11 protein-coding genes are annotated in these 13,246 nt (G+C 29.5%); 2 read left to right on the top strand and 9 right to left on the bottom strand.

Annotated features, from left to right (window positions below):
- Positions 1 to 31 precede the first annotated feature (31 nt).
- Complete coding sequence (locus CLPUN_RS01975) at positions 32 to 832, bottom strand: gluconate 5-dehydrogenase (protein ID WP_077845698.1); 801 nt, start codon at positions 830 to 832, stop codon at positions 32 to 34.
- Between the two features lie 159 nt (positions 833 to 991).
- On the opposite strand from CLPUN_RS01975, the gene CLPUN_RS01980 reads away from it, so the two are divergent.
- Positions 992 to 1,846 carry an AraC family transcriptional regulator gene (locus CLPUN_RS01980; protein WP_077845699.1) on the top strand — a complete coding sequence of 285 codons (855 nt, stop codon included), beginning with the start codon at positions 992 to 994 and terminating at the stop codon, positions 1,844 to 1,846.
- A 264-nt stretch (positions 1,847 to 2,110) separates the two neighbouring features.
- On the opposite strand, the gene CLPUN_RS01985 is transcribed toward CLPUN_RS01980, so the two are convergent.
- The 8 genes from CLPUN_RS01985 to CLPUN_RS29515 form a co-directional block, all read right to left on the bottom strand.
- Positions 2,111 to 2,440: a hypothetical protein gene (locus tag CLPUN_RS01985; protein WP_077845700.1), complete on the bottom strand. Its 330-nt coding sequence runs from the start codon at positions 2,438 to 2,440 to the stop codon at positions 2,111 to 2,113.
- 82 nt (positions 2,441 to 2,522) lie between these two features.
- Positions 2,523 to 3,350 carry a PTS system mannose/fructose/sorbose family transporter subunit IID gene (locus CLPUN_RS01990; protein WP_077845701.1) on the bottom strand — a complete coding sequence of 276 codons (828 nt, stop codon included), beginning with the start codon at positions 3,348 to 3,350 and terminating at the stop codon, positions 2,523 to 2,525.
- Entirely contained in the window at positions 3,343 to 4,140 is a 798-nt protein-coding gene (locus CLPUN_RS01995; protein WP_077845702.1) for a PTS mannose/fructose/sorbose/N-acetylgalactosamine transporter subunit IIC, read from the bottom strand. Before CLPUN_RS01995 ends, CLPUN_RS01990 begins: the two co-directional genes overlap by 8 nt.
- 12 nt (positions 4,141 to 4,152) lie before the next feature.
- Positions 4,153 to 4,644 carry a PTS sugar transporter subunit IIB gene (locus CLPUN_RS02000; RefSeq protein WP_077845703.1) on the bottom strand — a complete coding sequence of 164 codons (492 nt, stop codon included), beginning with the start codon at positions 4,642 to 4,644 and terminating at the stop codon, positions 4,153 to 4,155.
- Between the two features lie 73 nt (positions 4,645 to 4,717).
- On the bottom strand, positions 4,718 to 5,137 hold the full coding sequence (locus CLPUN_RS02005; RefSeq protein ID WP_077845704.1) for a PTS sugar transporter subunit IIA: 420 nt from the start codon (positions 5,135 to 5,137) through the stop codon (positions 4,718 to 4,720).
- A gap of 155 nt (positions 5,138 to 5,292) precedes the next feature.
- Positions 5,293 to 8,046: a sigma 54-interacting transcriptional regulator gene (locus CLPUN_RS02010; protein WP_077845705.1), complete on the bottom strand. Its 2,754-nt coding sequence runs from the start codon at positions 8,044 to 8,046 to the stop codon at positions 5,293 to 5,295.
- A 171-nt stretch (positions 8,047 to 8,217) separates the two neighbouring features.
- A complete protein-coding gene (locus CLPUN_RS02015; protein WP_077845706.1) occupies positions 8,218 to 12,534 on the bottom strand; it encodes an alginate lyase family protein in 4,317 nt (1,438 codons plus the stop codon).
- Positions 12,535 to 12,822: 288 nt separating this feature from the next.
- Positions 12,823 to 12,996, bottom strand: coding sequence for a hypothetical protein (locus CLPUN_RS29515; RefSeq protein ID WP_423237273.1), 174 nt, complete (start codon positions 12,994 to 12,996; stop codon positions 12,823 to 12,825).
- On the opposite strand from CLPUN_RS29515, the gene CLPUN_RS28440 reads away from it, so the two are divergent.
- Entirely contained in the window at positions 12,917 to 13,108 is a 192-nt protein-coding gene (locus CLPUN_RS28440) for a hypothetical protein (protein WP_242954021.1), read from the top strand. The two genes, CLPUN_RS29515 and CLPUN_RS28440, sit on opposite strands and share 80 nt — an antisense overlap.
- Positions 13,109 to 13,246: the final 138 nt, after the last annotated feature.

The raw sequence follows: 13,246 nt of genomic DNA on the forward strand, positions 1-13,246 counted from the left end.
TTCCTCCTAATTATCATGTTATTTTCTACCATTATTTAGGTTGTTTTCCAATGTAAGCTAAGATTCCACCATCTACATATAAAATATGACCATTTACAAAATCTGATGCATCAGATGCTAAAAATACAGCTGGTCCTGCTAAATCTTCTGGTGTTCCCCAACGTGCAGCTGGAGTTTTGGCTACAATAAATTGATCAAAAGGATGTTTTGACCCATCTGCTTGTGCTTCTCTAAGTGGTGCAGTTTGTGGTGTTGCTATATATCCAGGTCCAATTCCGTTACATTGAATATTGTATTCACCATATTCAGATGCTATATTTTTAGTTAACATCTTAAGTCCACCTTTAGCAGCTGCATAAGCTGAAACAGTTTCTCTGCCTAATTCGCTCATCATAGAACATATGTTGATTATTTTTCCATGTCCTTTTTTAATCATTCCAGGTATTACTGCCTTAGATACTATAAATGGAGCGTTTAAATCTACGTCTATAACTTGTCTGAATTCCGCTGCTTTCATTTCAAGCATTGGAATTCTTTTAATTATTCCTGCATTATTTACTAAAATGTCAATTACGCCAACTTCTTTTTCTATCTTTGCAACTAATTCATTTACAGCTTCTTCATCTGTAACGTCACATACATAACCATTAGCCTTTATTCCTAATTCTTCATACGCTTTTAAACCTTTATCGACTAATTCTTGGTTAATATCATTGAATACTATTGTTGCTCCAGCTTGTGCATAAGATTTTGCAAGTTCAAATCCAATACCATATGCAGCTCCTGTTATTAATGCTATTTTGCCTTCTAGTGAAAATTTCTTTATATCCATTAACTATTCCTCCTCGAAAATTAATACTACTTATTTAATAATTTAATTATACTATGATAATTTAACTGTTTCTTGTTATATTTTCATCAAAATATTGCAAATCTTGAAGTACTAAGTATAATAAAAATAAATAGACTATTATTTAGTGAGGTGATTTTAATGAAAGAATTTACATCCTGCAAACAATCTATTAATAATTGTATAGAAAATAAATATTTCTCAATTGCACATTTACATAGTGAAGAAGAAACTATGTCTATTCACATTCATGATTGCTATGAAGTTTACTATTCTATTTCTGGTGGAAAACAATTTTTAATAGATAATAAACTATACGATATTAATCCTGGAGACTTATTTGTTATAAATCAATTTGAAAGCCACTATGTTTCTCAAATAAGCAAAATGGTGCATGAAAGAATAGTAATTTCTATTCATCCTGACTTCTTAAGATCTATTTCTACAGACAAAACAGATTTAAGTTATTGTTTCAGCCATCGTGACGAAACTTTTAGCCATAAAATTCAATTAGATAAGGAACAACAAAACAGATTCATATATTTTATAAATAAGATTATAAGTGCAGAAGGTTTTGGTTCTGATAGAATTGAGTATTCAAGTTTTATAGAACTTATGACTTATTTCACTAAATTATTTGTTGATAATGAAGATACTTTGTTATCATATTATAAATATAATAATCAAATTCAAGAAATAATTGGTTATATTAATGACACTGTTCTTGAAAATATTACCATTAAACATTTAGCAGAACACTTCTTTCTAAGTGAATCTTATATTTGTAGAATTTTTAAATTGGCTACTGGAACAACTATAAATAAATATATTACTGCAAGAAGAATATCTATTGCAAAATCTCTTCTCTCAAATGGTTCAAATATTAATGATGTATATATTGAATGTGGTTTTAATGATTATAGCAACTTTTTGAAGTCTTTTAAAAAAGCTGTTGGAGTTTCTCCTAAGAAGTATTCTACTTTTAGTATGAATTAGTTGTTTTAATAAAATTATCTTAATATTAAATTAAACTCAAAATATTAAAAAGATAATTTTCCTTAAAATTCAGATAGTTTTATATTTTGTAAGCATGAGCATCACAAAATAAAGTCCATAATAAAAAATGCATTTATCAACATTATTAAGTAAATTTATTATTATTAATAAATTTACTTTTCTTTTTTATCAATTAAATTTACAACATATCTATTGATTTCCTAATATCTTTCATATTCACTTCCTGCTCTGAAATGCCTGAGGCTATTTCTCTAGATAAACTCTCGTGTTGTTCAAAAACATTAATAACATTCGACTATCAGCCAGTTTATCAGTGTCTATTACTTTAATATGCACATTGGTAATATCAATTGCTAAGTTTTCCATATTTGACTTGAACTCAGATAATATACTTTCAGTATTCTGTAATTCCTTATTTTGTAATTCTGTAGAAGATATTAGTAAAGTTGCAATAGTATTGATATCTTTCAACTCTTTAAAATCATTGCTTAAATCTTCATTAACAATAATATCCTCAATATTATCCCTAGAAAAATCTGTTACTTCTGTAGTATTTCTCTTAAAAATTTTCATTATTTATTCCTCCTAGTTTAACAAAAAGTTATTATTACAATTAAAAATACACCTAACTTTTATCATCTTATCTTAAAATGCCCTATCCACACACGCCTAACAATGTCAAAACAAGTCCTAAAATAATAATTCCGAATAGTATATACATAGGTTTAACCCTTTTACTCAAAAGTATAAAACATACTAATACTGCGCTTAATGGAAGTACGCCTATCATTATAGAATCTAATACTTTTTGAAGCTCAAAATCTGTCCCTCCAATGGTAGCCTCAAAAGTAGTTGAAAATTTAACCATTTGATATGACATAGATCCAATCATCATTAACCCCATAATTGATGCTGCTTTCGTTATTGATTGAATTAATCCTGATTCAGTTGCTTCTCTTATATACTTTGATCCTAATTTATATCCTAATACTCCTCCATAATAACGAATAAAGAAGCCTGGTATATTATAAACCAATAAAAACAATATAGGACCTAGTATATTTCCAGCTTGAGCTAATCCTAATCCAATTCCAGTAGCTATAATCCTCAAGGTTCCTGAAAAAAATGAATCACCAAGTCCTGCAAAAGGCCCCATAAGACCTACTTTTACTGCATTAATAGAATCTGTATCAAATTCACCATTGCTATTTGCATTTTCTTCTTCCATTGATAAGGTAAGTCCCATAATAAATGTAACCATTTGAGGAGTTGTATTGAAAAACATAGAATTTCTCTTTAATGCTTCATAATATTCTTCTTCATTTTTATAAATTTTCTTTAATAATGGTTTAATTGTCCATGCATAGCCCATACCTTGCATTCGTATATAATTTATTCCTGTCATTAAAAAATTTTGACGCCAAAACAATGTTCTCATCATTTTTTTTTCATATCGAGATAATTTAAACTCACTCTTACTCATTAAAAAAGTCCTCCATTTCTGATGTTTGACTTATTTTTGAATTATCATTGACTGCAATTTTTTTCTTATCAGTATAATCAGATATGCATATATAAACTGATATACATGCTGCAAAAATTGCTACTCCCATATTTGATAAATTCAAGTAAGCTGCCATAGCAAATCCTGCAAAGAAAAATAATGCTATATTCTTTTGCCATAACATTTTTAATAGCAGTCCAAATCCCAAAGCTGGCAAAATTCCTGCTGCTGTTGTTAATCCATTCATAACCACAGGAGGAATTGCATTTACTATAGTTTCAATTGTATTTGTCCCGGCTACGATGCCTATAAACACAACTATTGCAAAAGCTGAGGGAAAAATTAATAACTGAGATAAAAACAATCTATTGAAATTTTTTTCATCTTTATTATCTAAGTGTCTATCCAGCTTCTCAACTAAAGCAGTAAAGAATAATTTCAAAATATTATAAAAAAATGCTCCTAATATGCTTATTGGAACAGCTAATGCAATTGCAACCTGAACATTTTGCTTTAGTAATATAGCATATGCTGTTGCTAAAACTCCCCCTATTGCAATTTCTTGTGGAACTGAGCCTCCAATTGTAATTGCACCTAGAAAAACTAATTCTATAGCTGCACCTAAGGTTATTCCTTCTGCTGGATGACCTAAAACTATACCCACTAAAGTACCTGTTACCATTGGTCGGTTAAGTTGTAGACAAAATACCCAATCAAAAAATTTTACTATAAAGATAACTAATGCAACTAATAAACCTTCAACAACCATTTACATTACCTCCTAGTTTTTCTCTAATAGTATTTCTAATAATTTCATCTGACCTGTTGGTACAATCTGATACTCTACTCTCTTTCCATATTTAAAAATTTTATTAAATTCCTCTATATCCTCTTCTGTTAAATAAATCGTATCTGTTACTTTTTTCTTTGCTGATAAATCGCTTGATAAAAGTCCATAATTAGAGATATTTACAAAAGGAATATCTTCAACTTTTTCTATTAATCTTCTTGCATCTTCTGGATTATTTACTACAATTAGAATTTTTAAATTCTTTGCCCTTGGATCATTTAATACATTTACAGCTTCATCTATAGATAAAATACTACACTTTGTAGTATCTGGTACTGCCATTTTTAGAGACATTTTTTGAATATCATTTTTAACTACACTGTTATTGGCAACTATTATACGATTTACTCCTAAATATTTTGCCCAAACAAATGCTACTTGTCCATGAAGTAATCTATCATCAATTCTTATCATTGAAATCATTGGTTATTCCTCCTTAAGTAAATTTGTTACAAATATATTATTTACCTTTTGTATGCAGACATATTTATTTTTATTAAAAAAAATCATTTTTATCTTGAATCTGTTTTATATTTTCAGTATTAGAAAATAATTTAATTCCATCCTTGGCATTATTAATCTTTTCATTTAATTCTTCATCAGAGGTATCCATTTCTAATAATACCTCTATTACTAATGAAAGATTCATACCACTTATTAATTTTATATTACTAAATTCAACTAATTCCATTGCTGCATTACATACACTACCGCCAAATATATCTGCTATAACAATAAAATCATTTCCTTCATTATTTTTTGCTTCATTTTTTATATTATTTATTATTTCAGAAGGATGTTGTCCCGGATAAAGCCCATAATAAAATAAATTAGATCTTTCTCCTGTAATCATTTGTGCTGACTTAGCCATTGCTTCTGATAATTCTCCATGAGAAATTAATATGATTTTCGTCACTTCCTCTTCCCTACCTTCCCTATATTATTTTACAAAGCAATTAACACGCCAACTTTTTCGACACTATATAATTATTTTATATTAATTTCAGTCATAAACTTATTCTTAACTCAAATCATTTTTTAATGCAATTTGAATTTATATCCATAACACTATTACATATATGGCTTAAAATAATCATATATATAAGCTACTTCACTTATTGGCAGTTCTACTCCATAATGTCTTTCTATTTTTATAAAACTGTCTTTGCATGCCTTAATAAATCTCTCTTGTTCCTTTTCAAATAAATCTAATTCAAAATACGTTTCTATAGAAATCTTTTTTACTAATCTTTCAACCAAGCAGCTTAAATGCACATTTAATCCTATAATAGATTTATATTTCAATTGAATTTGAAGTCTTTCTTGTAAACTATTTAGACAATTATTAACTAACTCCAAAACTTTATCAGCATTTAATATAGTTAAATATCCAACAACATTTTGAAGTGAAAAATTCATCAGCATGCTATTTTGAAGTCTTTGCATTTCTTCAACTGTAAATATTGTACTAAAAGCTTCATAAAGAACATCTAATCTATTTCCACCTATAATATCTTCAACTGCAATATAAGGTATTTCCTTAATATTTGGATTTAAGGTTCCTGCAATAAATATGATCTCGTTTTCTGAAAATACTTCATCATTTATTCCATTTCTCAACAATTTATAATAATCATAAGGCATTATTTTAAGATTAATTGATTCTGGCAAACTATCTATAAACAGTTCAGACATATTTCTTGCTGCTTCTATTCCTGTCTCACTTACAAAAATAATTGCTTTTTCCCTAACTCTGTTTTCTATAATTTTAAAGTTGCAGACAGTATTACTGCTTGCATTTTCAAGGATTTGAAGCATAGGTTCATTATTTAAAATCTTTGCTCCAACCTCCAAGGCCATTTTAGTAGTTATATTGTTTATAATTCCTATATTAAGATTAGGTATTATACTTATCTCTTTGTATATATCTTCAAGAGATCCCATATCAACTAACAAAATTATATCTTGTGATAAATGCCTCCTTCTAACTAAACTTTGAAGACGTTCCCCTATTTCGGAAGCTGTAACATCCAATGGCATATCAATAGCCTCAAATACATAATCATCCAATAACTTGTTTACTGCATCAGCAATACTGCTGGCTGTGCTATAGCCATGACTCAATACAACTCCCATTATTTGTTGTACTTTTATTTCTGGATTAAAGAACTTTATATTTAATAGTAAAATTATTCTATTAATTTTACTAACTTTCATATCAAAAATCATTTCAACTTTTTCTGAAAAATCTTCTGCTATTAAAAATTCATATTCATATTTATTTTTTAACATATTATAGAGTTTATTTATTCTATCTTTTTCAGTTCTTTCCCATTCAAAAATTTGTGATCTATAACTTCCTCTTTCAACAAAATATCTTATTAATGGTATTAATCCATTGTTTTGAAATTGAATCTTATATCTTGAGCATATTTCTTCTGTAATTTTCTCCATGGCAGTTTCATATGCTTCTAATCTTAAATTTTTATTTTTCTTATCAAACATTAGATAATCATAGTACTTTGTAATTATTTTTTGAGCATGTTCCATAAAAGTTTTATTATCACTTTTATATTCTATATATAAATCATTTTCTCTTAACAAATCATTAAAAAAAAGTATTATTTTTTCTGCTCCATCTTCTATTTTTGTTTTTGAAGGATCTAATAATACTCTTTCTCCTTCCTCTTCATCGATAGTTATAAAAAAAGATGAATATGATATTATATTCTCTGGTAAATGGAACATCTTAAGTATTAGCGCTTCACTGTCTTGCTTCTGGTGTAAAAATGCATTTGCACAGCTTCTTTTTATTGCACTTTTTAACTCACCAACATTGGCTCTAAAACGATAAGACATTAAAGTTTGAAAATAAGATTGAGTTACTTTGATCTTTTGGTTTATCAGTTCTGCTTCATTTTGAATAAATGAAAATATTAACTGCTCTTTTTCATCAATTGGTCTGTCTTCTAAGGCTGGAATATTAATTGTTACTGGAATACGTCTAAGTAATGTCCTAAGCAGCGCTTGTTCTGGATCTTTTGTAGTAGCAAAAATTAATCTTGCTGAAGATTCCTTCCAATTTTTATTATCTCCCATAAGATGATATATTCCTTTATCCATAAATAGAAATAATTTTTCCTGACATGATGGGTTAAGGCTATGAATTTCATCTAAAAATAATACTCCTCCATTAGCTGCTTGAATTAATCCCACATTTTCAGAATCTGCCCCCGTGAATGCTCCTTTTTTATATCCAAATAGATTAGCTGTAAGTAACTCTGGATTATTTGCAAATTCTGAACAATTTACAATTACAAATTGCTTATCATCTTCTATTATCTTTTGCTCAATAGCATAATTATAAATCATATTTGCAAGATAACTTTTTCCTGCACCACTTGTTCCTGTTAAAAGTATAGGTAATCCATTAGGTGGATATTTAGCTGCTGCTTTACATTGATCTATAACATTACGAAGACTTCCATTATATCCTATAACACTTTCAAAAATGTCCCCATTTAATTCGTCATTTTTATTATCTTCTCTATTCATACAATAATCTGATTCTTCTGTTTCTGGTTCTTGTATTTTTCTAGAATAGAAATATACTGGCCGGGAGCTTGTTTTTTCTATAATGCCTTCTTTAGCCCATTCATTTAAATATTGGCTTGCTAAATTTCTACTTACATTAAACTTTTGAGCTACAGCTTGTGCTGAAAATTTGTTTATTTCTGCCTGCAAATTTTCTTCATTTAATGATTCTGCGGAATTTTTTTCTATATAATCTAAAACCAATTGCTTTGTCTTAGCTGAATTAAACATATACTATCATCTCCATTCACTGATATTGATCATTATTTGTATACAGTTACATCTTATCATAAATTAACTAAATTTTTAATAAAACAAAAGATTAACATATGAAAAATTAGCTTTTCATATGTTAATCAAAATTATAACTTATATTTAACAATAAAATATTATAAATATATATTATTTAACCCAAGCTCCATTTGGGTTTAGTGAATATCCATCTATAATTGTATTTACTGCCATAGCTCCATTACTATACAAATAGTACCATTCATCATTTAATTGTTGCCAGCCTACTGCCATAGCTCCATTGTCTTTTAAGAAATACCAAATACCATTTAAATGTATCCATCCTTTAGCCATAGCACCACTATCCTTTAAGAAATACCAAGTATTATTAGTTTGATGCCAGCCTGTTGCCATGGTTCCATCATTCTTTAATAAATACCATTCTCCATTAATTTGTTTCCATCCTATTTGGACATCACCAGTTGAATCCATTAAATACCAATCACCATCTATTTGGTTCCATCCAGTAACAGGTTGTCCATTTTTAATATATCTTTTATTATTCATTGTATTTTCCCACCTATTAACTATTGGGTCAGCTTCATTATTAGGTGAACTTGTGTTTTCTTGTGAATTATTACTTAATGATGAACTTGAGTTACTGCTTGTAGATTTTTTTGCGATTTTTCCTGTAATATCTTCGAAAGTATAATCCTCATAAATCCCTATTAATTTAATATATTTTCCTTTATCATCACTAACTAATTTATAATTTTTACCCTTTCCAACTAGTTTACCATCATAATCATCTTTACTGGATAACCTATACCATTCATAAGTTACACCTGCCGATGTAGTAAACTCAGCTCCATTTTCCATTAACGCTGCACCTTGGAGGGTCTTACCTACTCTTTCTGTTCCTTGAATTTTCACCGACACCGGAACTTCTTCTGTTTCAGAATCATCTGGTTTTGTAGGTGATTGTGGCTCTTCATTATTACCACCAACAACAATAACATTTACACTTGCCTGTAGATTATTCGGGTTAGTTATATATTTAGGAATTTTTAAAGTTCCTGTAAATGTATATGTCCCCAAAATCTCTCCATTATAAACTGGATTTCCACTATCCCAGGTTACAGCTGCACTTGTAGTTGTCGAATCGCTTAGTGTCACATCTATTGTTTCTGCTAATCGTATTTCATCTTTATCTGTTCCTTTTTCTACATTAATATCATCTATTGAATCTACATTGGTTACTTCTATTGATGATGATACATCTTTTAAAGCTTCTTCTTCAGTGTTATATACTAAAATAAGTTTTTCATTATTAGTTAAGGTTGATATATCATCTGATACATCTGTACCTAAATACATGGTTAATTTAAAGTTACTAGGACTTACATTTGTATAAGTTATGTCATTGGTATAAGTTATGGTGCTATTAGATTTAGTTGTTAAAGTTCCATTAGTTGAAGTTTTTGTGTTATTATTATAAGTAGTTATAGTGTTGTTATTAGCATCAGTTATATTAACATATACAATCCTATTGTCATGTGAAGGTGATCTTAAAAAATAAAAAGCTGCTCCATTCGAATATAAGGTGAACTTCTCATTGTCTCCTTTAGTTTTAGCATCAGCTTTAATTACATTGTAATCCCCCATTTTTTCATCCTTAACTGATAAATAGGTATCAGTTGCAACACAGCGTATTGAGTAAGTTCCATCTCCATTGCTTTCTAATTGATAAAATGGAGCATCTTTTCTTTGTGAACTTGCAGTTAAAGTACCATCTGCGTGAGGTGCAAAATAAGAATTTAATGTTTCTTCAAGATAGTTGCCGCTTGAATCTTTAGTTAAATTCCTCTCATACCATGGTTCTAAACGAGTTCTAATTAAGAAATATGGTTCACTGACATTAGTCACTTCTCCATTATAGGTTGTAAGAGTTCCAAAATTCAGCTCATCATTATGAACATACCCTTGAGGCCTCATAGAATCTGCCGCCTTGCTCATCCATGTTACATCAACACCAGCTATATTTCTGTAATGTGATAATGGCAACTCATAAACTGGTCTTAATTCTCCACGATTAAGCTTTTCGCTATCTAGATGAGTCCAATAGCTTTTTGATGTATTACCAAAAACATTCGGTAAAGATGCAAAGGTCACTTCTCCATACAAATTATATTTAGCTGCCCATTCAAATGCTTTAGCTAATCGATTATCATACAAACTATATAAATCTATTCCTTGCTTATTAGCAACTTCACACACTTCTGCCATATACCCAATTCCTAATTGAGCATGTCCCTGATCTCTTGCACTTTCAACGGATTGACCGGTATCACTAACATATACTGCAATTGAGCCATTTACGTGTATATCTTGATATAAGCTGACTGCTCTATCAAAAATTACTGAATCATCACATAATACACCAATAGCTATCATAGAAACTATTGCATTAGTATCCCAATTTCCATTTGCCACCATAGGACTTGCTAAATCTTGTATTGCAGGATATATTACATTCCTCATCATATCTTGAAATTTAATAAAATCAGATTTGCTATATCGAGAATAGCCTCCGTGGTAATATCTGATGATTTCGGCTGCATTAGCTAACTTATAACTGTTCATTCCAGCTCCAAGTATTCTGTCTCTTCCATCAACTACCTTTAAGTTATCAGCCCAAGCATTAAAAATATTAACTGCAGCATCTGCATATTCATCTTCACCAGTGATTACCCATTGTAATGCATTAAAATAAGCTGCACTTGCTGACTGTTCAAAATCTGCAATATTGCCTGAGCCCTCAGGAGTCCCTCTACCTATACCTGCATGTGTGGCTGCTACAAATGCAGAAGATGAAAGATTATTGGGTACTGTATTATTTAATTTCATATAATCAGAATACCACGGTTCTTCTTTATTGGTTACATGCTCTTTTATTGTATCAAGTTCTTCCTCACTGTGAAGTAATCCAGGATGATTAAATATTCTAGCCTCTACTGTGTCGCTTTTTGAAATGGTACCATTTGAATATGTGACAGTTATACTTTTGATCTCTTTTGTTAAACCACTTATTTGTGCTGTAAAAACTCCATTACTTTCCGTTATTGTAGCACTTTCACTTACTGAATATTTACCCATGTCAGTGTCACCGTTTACAGCTTTCCAAGTAAGATTTGCACTAGTTCCTGATATCTTTTGCACAACTTCTAACTGATCTTGGTTTGCCACATCAATAAATTGAAATTTAAAATTATCCATATTGGTTTTGCAAGCAGTCATATTACTTCCATCTACTCTAACAATTGTCTTAGAAAAGGTTGGATCATCTCTAAGAGTATCAAGATGTGAATACATATTATACCCACCTGCTACATACTGATTTAAATAAAATCTTTCATTCCAATTAACATCATCAGCAACTGCTTTTATTCTAAAAGTATTTGAATCAACCATGTTATAATAAGGCTTGTCTGTGTCAGTTTCTGAAAAATAATTCTGAATAGAAAGATATTTATTGTTACCTAGACATTTAATTGCATAAGTTGTAATCGTAGATCCATAAGTATTATCAGTAGTTACACTAGTTAACTTATATTGATCATATTGATAAACATATAATGCAAATATAGATGCATTATTTTCATCAACATTGGCTTTTAAACTTCCATCTGCTTGCACTTTAACATATGAATTAGCATCCCCGTCAAAATTTTTTATTTTAAATGTTTTAGTTGCTATAGAAGCATTTTCAAGATAATCACCTATATTATTTCCTGATGGTTGAACTGGTACTTCTGCATTTTTTTCAATAGCAGTTAAATATGGGACACTACTAGAACTACTAGTTGAATATATATCAGTTGCACCAACTGAAGTGTTATCTACAGATGTAGTTGTAAAATGAACTGTAACTGATGTTTTACCTCTATCCGCAGCTGAGGTAAACAATTTCATTAGATCCACACTAAGCTTTGAAGTCCCATTTGTAATTTCTAGATTGTATTGTGTAGCACCTACCAAATCCAATGGTCTAGTGTTGTAAGTTATATTATTTTTTGTCCACAAAGTAGTAGTTTCAGTCTGAGTTGTTTTATCTCTTAAATAATCACTGCACTCATTATAACTCAATGTATTAACACTAGCACCACTAGTCTTTGTTGCACTTAATACTATACTTTCAACATTTTCAATATTTATGGATGATAAATCAAATTTTATGTATGCGTGACGCAATTTACCTACAGTTAATTTAGTAGGAACAGCATTGCCAGAAGTAGTCACGCCAGTAGAAGTACTATATCCGGTATACATTACTGTATTAGCCATTCCAGTCATATTGGAAACAAATGCATCATCTAGAATATATGTTGCAGCATAAACTTTTGTGCAATATCCAAACCCAAATGCTTGTGACAAGAGCATTATACTACACATAAGCAATATATAAATATTTTTGATTCTTTTCTTCATATTTTTTCTCCTTGCTATTTAATAAGAAAATATTTACTTTTACATTAATTTGCAATTAGTATCTTAAGCGAAAAAAGTATTTTCTTCATCCTTATATCCCCCTCCTTATCAAATAAATTAAACTTAAAATCTCTCATCTCTAATGCATATCCATCAATAACTATATTACTTACTCTACTTATATCATCCTAAATAATATGCAATACATCTACTCATTAGTGTCAAGATACTTAATTATTTATATTTAAAGCAATATTTATGCCAACATATTTCGACACTAAATTTATTTTAATTGTTATGCCATTCCCCATCAATACCTACATAGTATTTTCTAACATAAGTATTATACGCCATAACACCATTACTATATAAGTAATACCATTTGCCATCTACTTCTTGCCAAGCTATTAAAGTTTGTCCATTGCTATCTACTAATTTAACAGTACCATCAGCATTTGTAATTGAAGTTACTGTTAGAGTATTTGTTGGTTGTGTAGTAGTTGTATTTGTTATTGAACTACCATCTGATATTGAACTTGAACTGTCACTACTTGACTATCTTTTAGCAATATAGAGCCTCCCCTCATCACGGTTACTTAAACTATAAGTACTACCGTCTGTACCTATTTCTGCTCAATCTTCCTTGCCATCATCCTTATTTTTTAATCTATACCATTGGCAAGATAAAACTGAAGTAATTTTATTTTGATTT

It is taken from the genome of Clostridium puniceum (genome assembly GCF_002006345.1).
Taxonomy (GTDB): Bacteria; Bacillota; Clostridia; order Clostridiales; family Clostridiaceae; genus Clostridium; species Clostridium puniceum.